This is a genomic window from Chitinophaga sp. Ak27, assembly GCF_012726295.1.
Classification (GTDB): Bacteria; Bacteroidota; Bacteroidia; order Chitinophagales; family Chitinophagaceae; genus Chitinophaga.
Genome location: NZ_JABAOB010000012.1, coordinates 153,175 through 169,795, shown reverse-complemented (window position 1 = coordinate 169,795; position 16,621 = coordinate 153,175). Strand labels below are relative to the sequence as shown.

Here is a 16,621-nt window from a genome sequence, read left to right as displayed (position 1 = left end):
CAGCGCCGGCGTATTTGCGGAATGTGATACTCACTGCCGAGAAAAAGCGTAACAGTATGGGAGTTATTTTTCAGCTTGGAAAAAGTAGCGGATATGGACCGGGAACTCAGCGAAATCCGGAGCAGTGAAGTTAATAATGCCGAAGCCGCCAGCAATAATCAATGGTGTAGCTATGAAGCTGGGAAGAGAAATGAGCATGCAGCAGTTTCAGCTGCTATAGCTAACTAAAAGTCCCGCCGGGAGGAGCCCGGCGGGACTTTTAGTTAGGCTTATCTCATATGGTGATGCCGCCATCGATCACAAAATCAGCTCCCGTGATAAATGAGGCAGCGTCCTGGCACAGGTATGCCACCAGTTTTGCCACGTCTTCCGGGATACCCACTTTCTTCAGCGGTACCAGCGTGCTGAGATGATCCCAAATATGCTGGGCGGTGGCATCATCATTTAGTTTGTTTAAAACTGCTGTCTTCGTCGGACCGGGACTTACTATATTAACCCTGATCTTACGGGGGGCCAGTTCCGCGGCAGCTGTTTTGGCAACAGAATTCACCGCTGCCTTGCTGGCCTGGTAAACAGAACTTTTGGGCTGATGCGTGGAGGCCACAATAGAAGAGAGGAAGACTACCGATGCGCCGTCTTTCAGCAGGGGCGTAAATTTGCTCAAGGTGAAATAGGCGCCCTTGAAATTAATATCCATCACGCTGTCGAAGTTTGCTTCGCTGGCTTCGGCTATCAGTGTGTTTTCTCCTGTAATACCAGCATTAATAAACAGGATATCGACCTGACCAAACTGATCCCGCACCGCCTCGTATAATGTATGGATGTCTTCCAGTTTTGATTGGTCGGCCACAAATGGAATGGCCCCTAATTCCTGTGCTGCCTGATCGATAGCTTCTTTTCGCCTGCCGGTGATGATAACCCTGGCCCCCTGGCTGATCAATTCCTTTGCAGTAGCATAACCAATGCCGCTATTACCACCGGTTACTACCGCCACTTTGTTACTTAAATTCATGGCTTAAAAATTTTACACAAAGATATCAGGGGGATGATATACTTTTGTTACCAGTATACTGGAGTATACCAGTTTAAATTTCAGACAATGGAAAGAGATCAGGCGGAAGAATTACGGGCTTTGCAGGACACGCTTTACTTTATCGGCGGTAAATGGCGGGTACCGGTTATCAACTCCCTTTGTAATGGCAACAGGCGTTTCCGGGAAATAGAACGGAGCATTCCCGGCATTACCACTCGGATGTTATCCAAAGAACTCAAAGATATGGAAATGAATAAGTTGGTTACCCGCATGGTATATAACGATACGCCGGTATTGGTTGAATATGAACCCACTCCCTACTGCCGCACCTTCGGGAAAATCATCCAGGAAATGATTAACTGGGGAAGAGATCACCGGAAAAAAGTAATACAAAAGCAATAGCCTATCCTAATATTTCTACATATCCTTCCGTTCCGTTTAGCCGGATACGTTGCCCGTCTTTAATCAGCCTGGTGGCATTGTCTATGCCAACAATGGCCGGTAAGCCATATTCACGCGCAATTACCGCACCATGTGTCATCAGTCCACCCACCTCAGTAATCAATCCTTTTATCGACACAAACAAGGGTGTCCAACTGGGATCGGTAAAGGCGGTGACTAATATATCCCCTTCTTCCAGGACAGCGGTTTCCATATTTAGAATAACCCGCGCACGGCCTTCAATAACGCCCGCAGAAACAGGTAATCCTACAATGGCGTTGGCTGGCAGGTGGTCACGCTGATATTTACCGGTGATAATTTCTCCATCGGAAGTCATTACCCGTGGGGGACTCAGTTTTTCATATGTTATATATGCTGCTTTACGCTGGGGAATGATCTGCCGGTCCAGTTCACGCGTACGTACGACTTCCCGCAACTCGTCAAAAGTGAGATAGTAGCTATCTTCTTTTTCAGCGATGATATATGCCTGTACCAGTTGTTCGATTTCTTTCAGAATAGCTTGTTTATACAAGAAGTAGCGGCATATTTTTTCATATTTCGGATACTCCCGGTATCCCATAAAATTACGGACAAAGCTAATTTTTTGCTGAACTTCCAGTGCCTTCTGTTCGCCGTCAGGTAATAGTTTCAGCCGGTCTGTTAGTTCCTGCGCTTTTTTGAATGCTTCCTGTTGCCCCTGTTCAAACATCCGGATGCTGGCATTGGGTGCGAAATTTTTAATATGACTTAATAAAATGGGAATCAGTATAGCGGGGTTTTCATGCCAACGGGTTTTCGTAATATCAATTTCACCTGGGCAGCGCATACCATATTTGGCAAGAAAATCTTCTATCGCTTCCCGGCTTTCCCGGCCGCCTCTGAGGGAGTTTAGGTGTTCCAGGAAGTGAGGATCTCTTACCTGTTGTAAGTATTCAATTACGTCCGGATAAGGGCGAATTGCATCCGCTACATCCAACAATGCCAGTCCCATTTCCGAGGTAATGTTGTTGGGTACTGACTGAGTGAGTATATCGGCTACATTTTTTTCGCCCAGCCATTCATTTATTTTTTCATTAAGCCAGGAATAAGCATCCATGGCTGCCAGGATCACCGCCAGGCTTTGCGGGGCATATCCCCTTGTTTTTTGCTGATGGAGATCTTCCTGTATAAAATCAAATAGAGCGGGTCCTGATTTTGTTTGGATGTCCTGTTTCAGGGTATCGAGCGATGCCTGTGCCTCCTTCACCAGGTTGGACACTATAGCCGGGTCATTATCGACCTGCGGCCGGGCGCTGGGAGGAGGGATGGTAGGTTGGCCGGCAGCCGGATCGTCGGCCGGTACCGACAATGCAAAGTCCTTTCGCTCCAGGATATTGAGCAGCGCATCTTTGATCAGCGGATCTGATTGTCCCAGTACGTTGATCATCATTTCCCTGCCTGCCGGGGTAGCCAGGAGTGGAGCTACGTCTACAAACAATCTTCCTCCGGCAGTAAACATAGGACGGGGTGTTGTTAACAGGAAAAATGATAGTCCCAACGGTTTAATAGGGTCTGTCATCATTTGCTGGTGGCCAACGGATACATATACATGGTTGTCGGCATTGTTCACCATGGGGATGGGGTATAATGTAGTGACGGGCCTGCTTTGAACAATATAAAAAATACCATCTGCCAGGCACCATTCAATGTCTTGCGGGCAACCGAAATGGGCTTCAATTTTTCTGCCCAGGCGCTCCAGCGTCAACACCTGTTCGTCTGTTAGCACTTGCTGCTGCTGTAGTGCCGGCGTTATTTCCTGGAGGGTGGTGCCGCCATCTTTCGCGGCATACAACGCCCGTTGTTTAGTAGCTATTTGCCGATGGATGATTTGACCATTATTCACCTGGTAGTTATCTGTATTCACCATGCCTGCAACTATGGCTTCTCCCAACCCAAAGCTGGCATCTATCGACAATATTTTCCTATTGGCATTTACTGGGTGAGCCGTAAACAGGATGCCGGCGGCCTGGGGAAAAATCATCTGTTGTACTACTACGGCCAGCTGAATTTTCTGGTGATCGAACCCATTCTGAATACGGTAAATAATGGCCCGTTCGGTAAACAAGGATGCCCAGCACAGGCTGATGTGCTGGAGAATGGCCGCTTCCCCGGTAACGTTCAAATAGCTATCCTGCTGGCCTGCAAAAGAGGCGGTAGGCAGGTCTTCCGCCGTAGCGCTGGAGCGCACGGCAAAGGCCGTATTTTCTCCAAAAGTGGCCAGTTGCTGCCTGATGGTGGCAACGATATCCACCGGAATCGGTATTTGTGCAATGAGGTGGCGGATGTTGCCACTTATTTCGCTGACAGCTTTCTGTTGGTCGGCAGTCAGGCCGGTTAACTGTTGCAGCAATATATTAAAAGCTTCGTTTTGTTCCACGACGGCCCGGTAAGCTGCTGTGGTGATGCAAAAGCCCCGGGGCACTGTTATATCTTCCATCCTGATCAGCTCGCCCAAGTTGGCGCCTTTGCCTCCAAACAATGCCAGGCTATTGGTGTCAATGTTGTGCAAGTCAAGTGCGTAAGCATTCATATACGTATTATTTATCGTTGAGGGTATGCATGGTTTCGTTCATGATGTCGATTGATTTTGACAGGTACTTTTCAATGATATGAAGTTCCTGGGCAGAGAAAGAGGCAATGAGCTGCTCTGATTGGCGCCGGTATTCTTTGTACAGCGGCTCCAGCAATGCCATTATTTTCTCGGTGTTGGGCGCTATGATCACTTTTCGACGGTCGGTTTTGTCAAACTGCCTTTTCACCAGGTGTTTTTTCTCAAACCTGTCTATTAACCCGGTTACTGCCCCGGTGGTCAACCCGCTTAAAGCCGCCAATTCGCCCGCCGTCATGGGGCCCTTTTGCAGCAAAAAGCCCAGGTACTTGTGATCGGTACCGGGGAGGCCTGCCTTGCGGCCCACGGCCTCGTGAAGGTGGATGGTGGTGTAGGCATGGGCCTGGTTTAACTTTCTTATCTGCCTGGTTAAATCGGTATTCATTTTATATCTTATTAACTAAATATCTTAGTTGCTAAGATAAAATTAAATTCGCAATATCCAAACAATTTGGAAAAGATGTTAGCAGGGTCAACGATACATGGTCGGTGGAAAGCAGGTACTATTTTAGCTGTTGGAGGAGGGTATTAACATCAACCATCTGTTTATCGGTTAATAAAATATCCGGGCGCAGCTGGTTGTCTGCCATCTTCCCCGCCGGCCGTATATGCTCTTTCACGCCAAAGCGCACAAAGATCTGTGTATGCGGAAGATTCGTATAGAACATTTCCCCAAATCCGGTAGGGTGCCCGTTAACCGGCGTTTGACCGATCAACGTAGCCATATGGTTATCTTTGATTAACGTAGCGAAGTTCATCGCGCTGGAAAAAGTAGGACGACCTATCACGACAAACGTTTTTCCCTTAAACGGATAAGGCACCTGCTCCGGAACCACCTGTTCGGAAGGAAAATGCAACACTTTGCCTACCGGCGCACCGGCGTAAGCGGCATTGTCGAACCCCCAGGACCGCAACAGCTTTAAGTATTCATCGCTTCTCTTCCAGTTGACCTGGTAATCCAAATAGGGTTGATGATAAACGTAGCTGATCAGGTAGTCGCCCACACCGGTGCTACCACCTTCATTGTGGCTCACATCAATCACCAGTTTCGTGACGCCGTCGGTTTGTACCTGTTTGAATAGATGATCTATTTGCGCTTTAATAGAATCCAGGGAGTACTTCCCTGTAGCCTTTACATCGAATGAACAGGCGTTGATATAGCCAATATGGCCATACCGGGTATAGGATAACCGCTCCGTACAACTACCCACGCCGGATTGTGAAGCCAGCCATGTTTCCCAGTCTTTCCTGCTTACACCTGGCAGCTCAATTGTTTTCCCTGCCGTTGTTCGGATGGTAAAGCTGTTATCCAGTGTTGGGCTGGCCCATGGATATAAATATCCAAATTGCCTCAAGGCGACGACAGTCCGTTGAAAAGGAAATCCGGTGGTAGATAACGCACATGCCTGTACCAACTTATCTACCATTACACCATTGATGCTCCTGATTATTTGACCGCTATAGCGTGCCGCCACAGCACCCAGGCATTGATCAATGGGATAATTATTGCCTTCCTTTTTCAATGTAAAAGGAAGATAGTAAGCATCGCTACTATACCTGGCGTCCAGTAGCTCGGGCTTTAGGTTGATTTGTGCGTGCTCATCTGAGAGGTAAGCTATTACTGGCCTGACTTTTTTCAGGAATTCGGTTGCGCTGGCGGAATCCTGCAGGGATATAGCTATGTTGTTAAAAAGTTGATCATACTGTGCCGGGGATAATTCACTGTTCGGATTCACATGTACTGTGGTAATGAGCTGCCGGAGATAATTAAGATCTTCTTTTAACTGACCAGGTGAAAAAAGAGTTGGCTTGCGCTGGCCAGAAGAGGAAATGCTAATGATGCTCACCAGGACAATAGAAACAGAAAAGAAAAATGACTTCATATACATGATAACGTAAAAAAGCTAAATAAGTGATGTCTAGAAATATACAGATTATATAGCTTTTATGGTGAGGTCAACGGGCTGATACCGCGGAGTGTTACGTGCAATCGCCTGCGTACCGGGGGGGCTGTGCACGATTCCTTTTTTGATCAGCAGTAGTATATTGTTATCATGCTCTGTAACCTTACTGGATGCCGGGGGAAGAATTACTGTCTACCAAGCTTCCTGAATGCCAGTGGTGAAAAGGTCGTTTTTGTCTTGAACAGCTTTGAAAACGATTGTGGATATTCGAAACCAAGTTCAAAAGCAATTTCATTTACCGACCAATCTGTCATTATCAGTCTCTCCTTCGCTTTTTCTATTATCTTTTCCTGTATATGCTGCTGAGTACTATTGCCGGTAAGCGTTTTAAGCAGGCCACTCAGGTAATTAGGTGAAATATTCAGCTGGTTGGATATATCCTTTACGGTTGGTATTCCTTTCTTTTCCAGCACCTCTTCAGAGAAGGCCTTTTCCAGTAGTGCATCTAACTGGCTTACTATACGGTGGTTGGTGATGTTGCGGGTAATGAACTGCCGCTGGTAAAAACGCGCTGAATAGCCCAGCAGGGCTTCAATGAGGGAAATAATAATTCCCTGGCTGAAAGTGTCGATGTTAGTCCGGTATTCCTGGTCAATGTTCTTAAATAACCCGCTAATGGTCTGCGCTTCGCTATCAGAAAGGAACAGGGCTTCATTTACACTATAATCAAAGAATTCGTATTGCTTTATCTTTAATGCCAGCGGATGTTTCCATAGAAAGTCGGGGTGAAGCAGCAGCAGCCACGCCGGCGAAGTTATTGCTTCTGCCTGGCCAGTATTAAAACCAAAAACCCGCCCCGGCGCAATAAAGTTCATCATGCCTTTATCAAAGTCATATGCCTGGTGCCCGTATTTCATTTGCAAACAGGCCTGGGCAGCGTTTCCCAGGCCGATAAAATAGAAATCGGTAGTTACCGCAATATCTAAATGCCCGGGTTGATTTTTTAATTCAGCAGTATTGAGTACGCTAATCAGCGGATGTTTTGTATCAGGTAAGCTTCTCAGCTGCAGCAGCTCAGCAATACTTTTTATTTTCCGGGGCAGATTTCCGGCCATAGCAGTTAGTTTTGATGATACCAGGTAGCATACTCCCTGGCAAATTCGCGTAGTTTTCGTTCTCCTAATACAGGCCTGTTAAGGTAGTAATCTTTCTGCGCTTTCCCGTTGTGCATATTTTCCTGCATTTCTACTAATAATTCAGCCACTACAGGTGAAACGCCTGAGGCTTCGAGTCCTTGCTTTACCTGTTCCCCGGAAGCGGTTATCCATTGAAGCCCCGGTATGCCAATGGCTTCTCCTATAATTTGTGCAGCCTGGTTGCAGGTAAGTTCCTCGCTGGCCACATAGGTCACTTTTAACCCTTCGGTGGCAGGGCCGTTGATTTCTTTCGCAATAGCGGCAGCAATATCTTCCGGCGCTACAAAAGTAACTATATCTTCTCCTCCATAATTGGATACAATCATACCCTGGTGACGGATCATGTCTTTGAGGTGATAGAAATTGCTGTAAAAAGGTCCTGGGCGCATAAAAGTGACAGCTACTCCGGGAAGTGCTTCAAACTTTTTCTCCGGCTGAACGGAGCTCAGCAAATGTGCTACCCAGCCACTAAGCATAATAACACGCTTTACCCCAGTTTCCCTGATAGCCACGATATAATTATCGACAACGCTGTTCCATGCATCCAGATTTGTAGCTGTGAAATCCAATGGAGTCATGCAATAAACTATATCAGCTGCCGTAAAGGTTTTAATAAGGAAAGGTTGGTCGCCAAGGTTGCCAATAGCTGGATGGGCGCCCATTTCCCGTATCTGCTGTGCTTTATCAGGATCTGTACTGATAAGGGTCACCTCGTGACCGCTATTTACCAACATTTCAGTGAGTGGTTTACTGATATTCCCGAGGGAACCTGTAACTACAATTTTCATTTCTGCAAGTTTGAATGGAACACAAAGTTCTAACCAGGAGGTTGGAAAAAAGTGTTCAAATCTCGCAAGATTGTATGCAGATGTATGGGACGTGCGGTTGGCTGACCGCAGTAGCCGCTTTGCCCGTCTTTATAAATGGCGGCTAACTGCTGCCAGCTAGCCGCTAACTTGTCCGATTATTTCGTTTGATAGCTATCCTTTTCTTCAAAGCTCACCAGCTCTTTATTTACCTCTTCCAGCAATTGCTTTTCAGTTGGCAGGTATAGGTCATACTGACTGGCAATGATTTGTTTTTGTCCTTCCGGCAGCGTGAATTTTACCATGGTATCGTTTTTATCTACGCAAAGCAAAATACCTATCGTGGCGTTTTCGTGTGGCAGTTTTTCTATCCGGTCGTAATAATTTACATACATCTGCAACTGTCCGATGTCTTGGGGACCAAGTCTCTTGGTCTTTAATTCAATGATCACAAAACATTGCAGTAACCGGTTATAGCATACCAAATCTACATAGAATTCATCTCCGTCAAGATGGATCCGTTTCTGCCTTGCCACAAATGAAAAGCCGTTGCCTAATTCCAATAAGAAATCCTGGAGATGAGTAATAATGGCACTTTCCAGATCTTTCTCATAATAAGATGCTTCCCGCTTCATGCCCAGAAATTCCAATAACATAGGGTCTTTGATGATTTCTTTGGCATCGGAGGGGAGTTTTTCCTTTTTAGCCACCGCAAGGACACTTTCTTTGTCATTGCTCATCAAAAGCCGTTCATATAAACTGGTGTATACCTGCCTTTCTAATTGTCGAGAAGTCCAGTTGTTTTTGATCGTCTCGGCGATATAGAATGTTCTAGCGTCCTCATTTCTAACGCTTAATAGCAGTTTGTACTGGGTCCAGCTCAATTGCGACCGCACTGCGGACGCAATTGGAAACAGGCGATAAAACTTGCGATAGCGCTCCAGCTGCCTCACTGAAAAACCGCTGCCAAATTGCGGTTGTATCTTCTCAGAAAGATATTTTATCAGATAGGTACCATAATCAGCCCGGTCTTTGCCAGCTTGTTCCTCTTCAAAAATACGTTTACCAATATGCCAGTACATCAGCGTCCGCTGATGGTCTACCGCACGAATGGCTTTTTCTTTTGCATCCGAAATGATTGATTTGATGTCTGTAATAAAAGACTGGTTGATTAACATAATGATGGTTTTACAATTTGGATTGATATGATTAAAAAAATATCTTTTTCGTTAAAATATTATCCGGCATTTGTTTGTCAATAACGCCGGGATATTGTAGGGTTGGAACAGCTTCGCCGGGAGTTAATCTGGTAAAAACAAAACAGCGATACAAGTTCTTACTGAACTTCTATCGCTGTTGTATTATGTGTACGCCAGTATTGGCTCCGGGAATCTATTTAAAAAGCTTTCAGAAACTGTCTGAATTCGTTATATTTACTATGACGAAGGTAAGTACAATTTGCTATCCGTACATAGTTGTTTAATTATCATTTCATAATGAACACACACGTCGATAAAACCCCCGCAAACAAACCCCAGGCATCCCTTAATACGGCTGTGCAAAAGCAAAGCTACAATATTTCAGCTTTCAGATTTGTTAATAACAGCCCCAATGCTATTGCGCAGAAAAAAATGCAGGACGTCATAAATAACAGCTCCCGTCTGGAAGGATTAAGAGCTTATCAGGGAATGGCAAATGACAGTCCTCGCGTTGCACAACTAACAGCCTTTCAGGAAATGGCTAATAACAGTTCTGCACTGCAACAGCATCCCATCCAGAAGAAAGAAAACAATACCGGGTTGCATGATAGCTTAAAGTCGGGAATTGAGCATTTATCTGGTTATTCCATGGATGATGTTAAAGTCCATTACAACTCCGACAAACCTGCTCAACTACAAGCGCTTGCCTATGCGCAAGGTACGGATATTCATTTAGCTCCCGGGCAGGAAAAGCATCTGCCTCATGAAGCATGGCATGTTGTGCAGCAAAAGCAAGGCAGGGTAAAACCTACCATCCAGATGAAAGAAGGGATTAATGTGAATGATGATATTGGATTAGAGAAAGAAGCTGACGAGATGGGAGGAAAAGTGCTCCAACAAATGAATGGGAATAGGAATGCCGGGATAGTTAATAAGTCTGTCAATAACAAAACGATTCAGCGTCAAATTGATTTTTCCGGTACAGGAGCGGAGTTCCTGCCTTATTTAATTGATAATTTTTCTATGAGAAGCCCTTACTTTAAAATGGCCGTTAATAATCCGGAAATTAATCTAACGGTCCATTTAAAAACAGGGGTAGCCAAAAATGAAAAGGAAAAAGGAAGTAATGGCTTGACGCAAGCCTTCATGAAATGTGGACGTAATACTTATTACATGGGACCGGGAAACGATCCTGGAACACTTTTAAAAGCTGCCATGGATAGTAAAGACTATAAGAATTTAACAGGTATGGACATCGTCGTCAATATTTATCAAAACCCAGTTGAAGGTGTGACAAAGAGTTTTGAAGCGATGATGACCACTTTTGCGCATGAATGGGAGCTACATATTCAGCCAGCCCTTCAAATGTATGTTTTAATCAAGAATCGTGCAAAGGCAAAAGACTCACAGGAGAAAGGAAATGTAGACCAGGAACTGGCTGAACATACCGCGTTAATGATGGGCGGAGAGGACGCTGAACATGCAGAAATGACATCCAGGTTTTCTCTGATTGTAACACTCCTGAAAGCAATGGAAGCAATTGATAAAGGAGAAGAGGGTAAAAGAATGAAAATGGGCTTCCTGGAGCAGGTGCATAATTTACATATTACACCGGAAGAACTGGAGGAGTATGAACCTGAATTAAAGGAGGAAGGTATAACTACTGCTGAAATCTGGATCAGCGTATTGAAAAAAAAGTAAATAATATCCGGCTACTTTTAGCATTTTTTTTACTGTCAAAATGCCTGTGGCAATATGAATGCACATGCTGACAAAATACAGGAAAGTAAAAGCCAGCCGGCAGCAAAAGCATTTGCCGGAAAGCAGCGCTCCGGTGAATCCAACTTTGAGTCGGTTGACAACAGACCTATAGCTATTACGCAAAGAAAGCTACAGCACATGGCGAACAACGGCCCAAGGATTAAGCAGGCAGCTCAATTGCAATCAATGGCTTATAATAACCCTGCACAGGAAGCACGGAAAGCTGTCCAGATGAAACAAGGAGTGAGTGTAAATAAAGATGTTAATCGATCCACCTCACTGTTGAAGAACCTGGATGGTTCGCAAAAGGATGTAATTAGCTTTAAGTTGGCTAATAATAAATTGAATGTTGTGGAAGAAGACCACGAACACTCTGATCCCATCCGGGAGGAAGAAAAGAATTACAACGCGTCATTAGGTTTGCCCAGGGAAAAATACTTTCAAGAGTATCAATTTCAATACAAAGATCCAAAGACAGAGGAGGTGAAGCCTGCTGACAATCCTGTTAAAAGGGTCGTTTTTGCGGCTGCTAAAATGTATGAGTTGATAAACTTTCTTGGGGAGCAAATTGAAGGAAATTACAGCCCGGATAATGTTGCTGGCGATATGGAAGTAATTAAGCAAATAAAAGAGACTTTAGATAACATTAAGGATGTTCAGGATATTTTAACCGGTGAAGACATTGGCCAGGAAGACGAAAGCTTTGAGAGAATACGCGACGATATTAGAAAGTGGGCTTACTTAGCAGGATATGCCATTGGTAACCTTCAGCGGAAATTGATGAGCCACGACCGTCCAAACGCCAGTCAGTTCAAAGAGTTGACTACATTGTTAAAGCAATATGATGACAAGATGCATCTCGGGGTAGGTGACCTGGCGGGGCGTGCAAATTTCCTGCTCACAGGTGAATTGCCTCCAAAAGAGCTGGATCAGTGGTTCCGCGGGCTGGACCCCGGAACATTGGTTTCCGCAACCTCCATGAACCGGTCGGCCGAATTCCATACTGCAGCGCAGGCAGAATATAATAAACCTGCCGTGTGGAAGGTGGGATATGTTCACTTTGCGGAAATGGAGATGCAAACAGCACAAGACCCTGCAAAGTATCACGCCGAACCACGTGACAGTTACGATGAAGAAGTACAGCGGTTTATGCTGTCTGGATCCAAATGAAGAAGCAGGCATTCAAACAACTGGCGCCGCAGCCGCAAGCAAAAAGTTTACATTGATATTATGCGGATACCAGACTTTCTACGCCCATTTGTTTTCTTAAATTCACCAATGCATAGCGTACCCTGCCCAAAGCCGTATTGATGCTGATGCCAATGGTTTGCGCTATTTCTTTATAGCTCAGGTCGGCATAGTAACGCAATATCAATACTTCCCGTTGCAAGCGAGGCAGGCGATCCAGCATCACATTGATTTCTTCCGCTATTTCTGCTTTGATCATGCGGTGTTCCTGGCTATGCTCCGACAGTTCCATGCTATCGCCAAGGTCATCGTTGTAGTTCACCACTATCTGTGGCCGGGTATGTGCTTTTCTGAAATGGCTGATACAGGCGTTGTGCGAAATTCTTACCGCCCAGGCCAGGAAACGGCTGTTATCCACATATTGACCGGATTGCAGCGCGTTTACAATTTTTATAAATACTTCCTGGAGGATATCTTCTGCCAGGTTACGGTCTCTCACCAATAATACGATGGTGGTAAAGATCCTGTTTTTATGTCGGTGTACCAGTGTGGTAAACGCCTGGTTATTTCCTGCAATATACAGGCGGATTAACTCCTGGTCCGTGAGGTTACTATATAGGTTCATGCTGGTTTCGTATAACGTTGTCAATAGATTTTGGGAAGGGGCCGCCTTCAATAAGGCAGCCCTGTATATACTGGAGGTTGTATTAGCCAACCTAGTCCTAGTCTTTAAGATTTAGATATTTTTTTACCTGGTTGTAGTCATTCCAGTCGATCCCCGCCGCTGTTCTGGCGTTTACTCCACCAGGAATAATCACATATCTGTACTGGTAACGTTTATCCGTGGCAGTAGTACTGATAGGCGCGTTGGCAATCAGGTCGATTTTGCCGGCGGATGCCACAAACCTCACGAGATAGCCATATTCATCCACATATGGCAACGGCTGCACGAACGAAGTAGCCGCTGTGCCCAGGTTAATATATACGTTGATAGAAGCGTTAGCCAGTAGTGCTGCATTGAGCTTGGCTGCCGTGAGCGTGTATCCGAACAGGATGGTATTAATACTGCCGTCCTGGTTGCGGATGGTATCTACCGGCACAAACTTTACATCCTGCCAGGCTGAGTAAATAACATTGGCGCTGCCGGGAGCACCTGAATCACCTTTAGGGCCGGTGGAGCCTGGAATGCCGGAAGGGCCGGCAGGACCAGCAGGCCCGGCGGGGCCCTGTGCCCCATCTTTGGAGCAGGCCGCGAAAAATAATACAACAGCAGTGATCAATGCATAGGGCATAAAGCGTGTAACCTGTTTCATAATGACAATTGTTTGTTTTTTTATTGATGAATGAAAAGAATAAAAAGAATAAAAAGAGTAATGATGTTACCATACATTCCGCGGACAGGTGTCGCCGTACTTGTTGCCCAACAGGAAGCCAATCATGATTTCATGTGTGCCCTTTGTAACGGTATTTAACGAAGACGCCGTATAGTCGTAAGAATAGCCAATGTTAAACTGTGAGCTGATGTTCACACCAAACATAGCCGCCACACCATCGTGCAGCCGGTAGGAAGCGCCCAGCCAGAGCCGGTCGCGGTACATAAACCTGGCATTGAGATCTATACTCAGTGGCATTGCTGTAATCATTTTCAACATGACGGATGGCATCACATTGAGATCGTCGTTTAGCCATAACCGGTATCCCGTTGTAAAGAATAAGTGTGGTACCAGTTTGCCGCTATAAACAGAATCGCCGACTACCTTGCCGTTGTCAAAACCAATTTGCTGCGGGATAATATTTTGTATAGACAAGCCCGCGAAATAATCGGCAGAGTAGAGCCAAAGTCCCGCGTTTACTTCTGGTTTCCATTTATTCAATACACCGGAACTGCTGCCCAATACAGGATCGGAAGGATCAAAGAATTCAACTTTGCTTGCATCAAGACTTACCTGCTGCATCCCTATTCCGATGCCGGCGCTGACGCTGGTTCTGGGAGAAAGGTTGATGTGATGTGCATAAGCGCCGGTTACAGAAAAGCGGTTCAACGGGCCGGTTCTGTCGTTCAGGATTGTAAGCCCTACACCGGGATGTGGGGGCGGCGTAGTGTAATCCTGCCAGTAAGCCTTTCCCCGTGGGTTGTTGCCGTCTGGATCAAAGCCGGTGGGAGAGGCGGTACTGTAATCCGATTTACGCAATGGCCCCTGCAGGGTGAGGTAGGTTGTTACCGGTGAACCTTTCATACCTACCCACTGATGCCGGTGACTTAAACGCAGGTCCCAGTAATTTTCAATACCTGCCAGAGCTGGATTGATAATAAATGGATTCATAATATACTGCGTATAATGCGGCTGTTGCTGCGCCTGTACGAAATGCAACAGCAACAACAGCCAACCTGTGAGCACAATGTTTTTCATGGATTAGTGATTTTGGGTGAAACAGCCGGGCCGTTACTTTTTAATGATGGTGAAAGCAGTTCTCCTGTTCTTTTGTCTTCCTTCCGGGTTGTCGCTGCCATCTTCCAATGTGTTAGGGGCTATTGGTTGCGTAGCGCCATAGCCTATGTAAGTGAGCCTGTTCCGATCAATGCCCTTGCTGACCAGGTAATCCACACAGCTCTTTGCACGGGCCTCTGAGAGGCGCTGGTTCAGCGCTGCGGAACCTTTGCTGTCGGTATGCGCACTTAGTTCTATATACATGCCAGGGTTGGCATTGAGGAGGTCTACGAGTTTATCCAGCGAAGCGTAAGAGGCTTGCTGTAAGGTGGCCTTGCTGAAATCGTAGTATACATTTTCCAATACCACGGGCGCTTCCGGTGTGGTGAGTTTCACGAGGCATAACACGGGCACCGTCATGGCCGTCGTGTCCTCATTAACTGGCAAGACTATCTGCTGTGAGTTTGTCGTATATCCGTCCGCATTGGCAACTGCTTTTAACGGCAGGAAATCCGGGAGAGTAAAAGCATAGCTGCCGTCTGTGCCGGTTTGTTGGGTAAATACTACTTTATTGCTGACGGTATCTATAATATTAACGGCGGCGCCGGCCAGCGGGGTTTGGTTGTCGCAGGATACAACCATGCCGCTGAGTTGTTTTAACGGCCGGTTTTTGTGAACGAAGAATAATTCCAGGCAGCATTCGGCCGCCCGGTCGGTACCCAGTAACACCTCATCCAGCAGGTTTTTATTATTGCTCCTGCTGGTGAAATAGATATCGTCTTTTACCGAGTTCACCGGGTATCCCATATTCACTGGCGCTTTCCAGCTACCGATATGCCCTTTGGAAGAAAAGAAATCATAGCCTCCCATACCGATCCGGTTATCTGCCGAAAAAATCAGGGTGCCGGTGGCTGCGTGGTAGAATGGCGCCTGTTCATTGCCAGCGCTGTTGATTACTTCCCCCAGGTTAGCGGTCTGCAGTGGCTTGCCGTTTTCGTCGAGGGTAGCATACCACAAGTCGAAACCACCGTATCCATCGGCCCTGTCGCTGGCGTACAATAATGTTTTGCCATCTCCCAAAAGATATGGTTGCTGGGTATTATTACCTGTAGTGTTTACCATGGCATCCATGGGGACAGGGTCACCCCATTGATCCCCGTTTTTGCGGGAGAGGTAGATAGACGATATTTTTTTGCCATGGTCTATATGCCAGCGGGTGAGGAACAACATTTGCCCGTCGGGTGATAAACAGGCTGCGCCCTGGTGCAATCCTTCGGGCTGATCCAGCCGCAACAGGCGAATATTGGTTACCTGCCCTGCTTCAAAATCGGCTGTATACAGGCGGTTGATATACGTATGATTTTTATGGAAAGAGCTATCGGGCCGGGTAGAAGTAAAGATCAGGCTGCTGCCGTTGCTCCACAGGGGGGCGTAACTGGCGCCGGTGGTATTTAAAGCCGCCGGCGCTTTTGTTACTTTGTACTCCGGCAGATCTTTTTTATTTAACTGGGCGGTGATAAATTCCAGGTTTTGCAATTCCCTTTTCGCGGCTTCTGTGAATTTATCATTGGCGCCGTAATCGTTCAGGAAGTTGCGGAATGCCTGGGCTGCTTCTTCATATTTAGCCAGCGCCCGCAGGGATACGGCATAGTAATAAGCCGCCAGCGGAAAATTGGCTTTATCCAATTCCATCACCGATTCATAATGCGGCGCGGCCTTGCCATAGTTATGCAGATTGCGGTAACTCTCTGCCAGCTTATAAACGGCCTGTTGGTTGCTGCTTACATTTACTGTTTTATTTTTCGTAACAGCTACCGCTGCATAAGGCTTATAGGTATCTGGTTTCACGGCCTTATTACGGGTGCCGAGATACTTTTCATAGTAGGTAGCCGCTGAGTTATAATCGGCCTTGCTGTAGTATTGATCCGCTGCTTTGAGGTAGTTATACGTAAACTGCGCGTACGATACCATTGCTGATAACAACGCTGCTGATGTGAAGACTATTTTTTTCATGAGA

General features: G+C 46.1%; 15 protein-coding genes. 4 read left to right on the top strand and 11 right to left on the bottom strand.

What is annotated here, in order from left to right; translation table 11 throughout:
- Positions 1-75 precede the first annotated feature (75 nt).
- Positions 76-228, top strand: a complete 153-nt coding sequence (locus HGH90_RS29785; RefSeq protein WP_169192620.1) for a hypothetical protein — start codon at positions 76-78, stop codon at positions 226-228.
- Positions 229-274: 46 nt separating this feature from the next.
- Here HGH90_RS29785 and HGH90_RS29780 read toward each other — a convergent pair whose 3' ends face one another.
- The gene (locus HGH90_RS29780) at positions 275-1,012 is read right to left on the bottom strand and encodes an SDR family NAD(P)-dependent oxidoreductase (RefSeq protein ID WP_168764659.1); all 738 of its coding nucleotides are present in this window, start codon (positions 1,010-1,012) and stop codon (positions 275-277) included.
- 87 nt (positions 1,013-1,099) lie between these two features.
- Between HGH90_RS29780 and HGH90_RS29775 the strand changes: the two genes are divergently transcribed.
- Positions 1,100-1,435, top strand: coding sequence for a winged helix-turn-helix transcriptional regulator (locus HGH90_RS29775; RefSeq protein WP_168764658.1), 336 nt, complete (start codon positions 1,100-1,102; stop codon positions 1,433-1,435).
- Position 1,436: 1 nt separating this feature from the next.
- Here the strand turns inward: HGH90_RS29775 and ppsA are convergent, their stop codons facing one another.
- The 6 genes from ppsA to HGH90_RS29745 all read right to left on the bottom strand — a co-directional run bounded on the left by ppsA (position 1,437) and on the right by HGH90_RS29745 (position 9,205).
- The gene (gene ppsA / locus HGH90_RS29770; RefSeq protein WP_169192619.1) at positions 1,437-4,043 is read right to left on the bottom strand and encodes a phosphoenolpyruvate synthase; all 2,607 of its coding nucleotides are present in this window, start codon (positions 4,041-4,043) and stop codon (positions 1,437-1,439) included.
- Positions 4,044-4,050: 7 nt separating this feature from the next.
- Positions 4,051-4,506 (bottom strand): MarR family winged helix-turn-helix transcriptional regulator, encoded by a 456-nt coding sequence (locus tag HGH90_RS29765; protein ID WP_168764656.1) that lies wholly within the window; start codon positions 4,504-4,506, stop codon positions 4,051-4,053.
- Positions 4,507-4,624: 118 nt separating this feature from the next.
- Positions 4,625-6,004, bottom strand: coding sequence for a S41 family peptidase (locus HGH90_RS29760; protein WP_169192618.1), 1,380 nt, complete (start codon positions 6,002-6,004; stop codon positions 4,625-4,627).
- A gap of 206 nt (positions 6,005-6,210) precedes the next feature.
- Positions 6,211-7,140 (bottom strand): helix-turn-helix domain-containing protein, encoded by a 930-nt coding sequence (locus tag HGH90_RS29755; RefSeq protein WP_169192617.1) that lies wholly within the window; start codon positions 7,138-7,140, stop codon positions 6,211-6,213.
- 5 nt (positions 7,141-7,145) lie between these two features.
- Positions 7,146-8,009 (bottom strand): NmrA family NAD(P)-binding protein, encoded by an 864-nt coding sequence (locus HGH90_RS29750; protein ID WP_169192616.1) that lies wholly within the window; start codon positions 8,007-8,009, stop codon positions 7,146-7,148.
- Positions 8,010-8,185: 176 nt separating this feature from the next.
- Positions 8,186-9,205: a YhcG family protein gene (locus HGH90_RS29745; protein WP_168764652.1), complete on the bottom strand. Its 1,020-nt coding sequence runs from the start codon at positions 9,203-9,205 to the stop codon at positions 8,186-8,188.
- Positions 9,206-9,523: 318 nt separating this feature from the next.
- On the opposite strand from HGH90_RS29745, the gene HGH90_RS29740 reads away from it, so the two are divergent.
- Positions 9,524-10,927, top strand: a complete 1,404-nt coding sequence (locus HGH90_RS29740) for a DUF4157 domain-containing protein (RefSeq protein ID WP_248277093.1) — start codon at positions 9,524-9,526, stop codon at positions 10,925-10,927.
- A gap of 54 nt (positions 10,928-10,981) precedes the next feature.
- The gene (locus HGH90_RS29735) at positions 10,982-12,157 is read left to right on the top strand and encodes a hypothetical protein (RefSeq protein ID WP_169192615.1); all 1,176 of its coding nucleotides are present in this window, start codon (positions 10,982-10,984) and stop codon (positions 12,155-12,157) included.
- Positions 12,158-12,215: 58 nt separating this feature from the next.
- Here the strand turns inward: HGH90_RS29735 and HGH90_RS29730 are convergent, their stop codons facing one another.
- The 4 genes from HGH90_RS29730 to HGH90_RS29715 form a co-directional block, all read right to left on the bottom strand.
- A complete protein-coding gene (locus tag HGH90_RS29730; RefSeq protein WP_168764650.1) occupies positions 12,216-12,800 on the bottom strand; it encodes an RNA polymerase sigma factor in 585 nt (194 codons plus the stop codon).
- Between the two features lie 97 nt (positions 12,801-12,897).
- Positions 12,898-13,488 (bottom strand): collagen-like protein, encoded by a 591-nt coding sequence (locus tag HGH90_RS29725; protein ID WP_168764649.1) that lies wholly within the window; start codon positions 13,486-13,488, stop codon positions 12,898-12,900.
- A 66-nt stretch (positions 13,489-13,554) separates the two neighbouring features.
- The gene (locus tag HGH90_RS29720) at positions 13,555-14,586 is read right to left on the bottom strand and encodes a type IX secretion system membrane protein PorP/SprF (RefSeq protein ID WP_168764648.1); all 1,032 of its coding nucleotides are present in this window, start codon (positions 14,584-14,586) and stop codon (positions 13,555-13,557) included.
- A gap of 33 nt (positions 14,587-14,619) precedes the next feature.
- Positions 14,620-16,617, bottom strand: a complete 1,998-nt coding sequence (locus HGH90_RS29715; RefSeq protein ID WP_248277092.1) for an OmpA family protein — start codon at positions 16,615-16,617, stop codon at positions 14,620-14,622.
- Positions 16,618-16,621: the final 4 nt, after the last annotated feature.

Bases quoted from the DNA above. Each gene is read 5' to 3' on its own strand.
- HGH90_RS29780 (WP_168764659.1), bottom strand. From the start codon at position 1,012: ATGAATTTAAGTAACAAAGTGGCGGTAGTAACCGGTGGTAATAGCGGC.
- HGH90_RS29775 (WP_168764658.1), top strand. From the start codon at position 1,100: ATGGAAAGAGATCAGGCGGAAGAATTACGGGCTTTGCAGGACACGCTT.
- ppsA (WP_169192619.1), bottom strand. From the start codon at position 4,043: ATGAATGCTTACGCACTTGACTTGCACAACATTGACACCAATAGCCTG.
- HGH90_RS29765 (WP_168764656.1), bottom strand. From the start codon at position 4,506: ATGAATACCGATTTAACCAGGCAGATAAGAAAGTTAAACCAGGCCCAT.
- HGH90_RS29760 (WP_169192618.1), bottom strand. From the start codon at position 6,004: ATGAAGTCATTTTTCTTTTCTGTTTCTATTGTCCTGGTGAGCATCATT.
- HGH90_RS29755 (WP_169192617.1), bottom strand. From the start codon at position 7,140: ATGGCCGGAAATCTGCCCCGGAAAATAAAAAGTATTGCTGAGCTGCTG.
- HGH90_RS29750 (WP_169192616.1), bottom strand. From the start codon at position 8,009: ATGAAAATTGTAGTTACAGGTTCCCTCGGGAATATCAGTAAACCACTC.
- HGH90_RS29745 (WP_168764652.1), bottom strand. From the start codon at position 9,205: ATGTTAATCAACCAGTCTTTTATTACAGACATCAAATCAATCATTTCG.
- HGH90_RS29740 (WP_248277093.1), top strand. From the start codon at position 9,524: ATGAACACACACGTCGATAAAACCCCCGCAAACAAACCCCAGGCATCC.
- HGH90_RS29735 (WP_169192615.1), top strand. From the start codon at position 10,982: ATGAATGCACATGCTGACAAAATACAGGAAAGTAAAAGCCAGCCGGCA.
- HGH90_RS29730 (WP_168764650.1), bottom strand. From the start codon at position 12,800: ATGAACCTATATAGTAACCTCACGGACCAGGAGTTAATCCGCCTGTAT.
- HGH90_RS29725 (WP_168764649.1), bottom strand. From the start codon at position 13,488: ATGAAACAGGTTACACGCTTTATGCCCTATGCATTGATCACTGCTGTT.
- HGH90_RS29720 (WP_168764648.1), bottom strand. From the start codon at position 14,586: ATGAAAAACATTGTGCTCACAGGTTGGCTGTTGTTGCTGTTGCATTTC.
- HGH90_RS29715 (WP_248277092.1), bottom strand. From the start codon at position 16,617: ATGAAAAAAATAGTCTTCACATCAGCAGCGTTGTTATCAGCAATGGTA.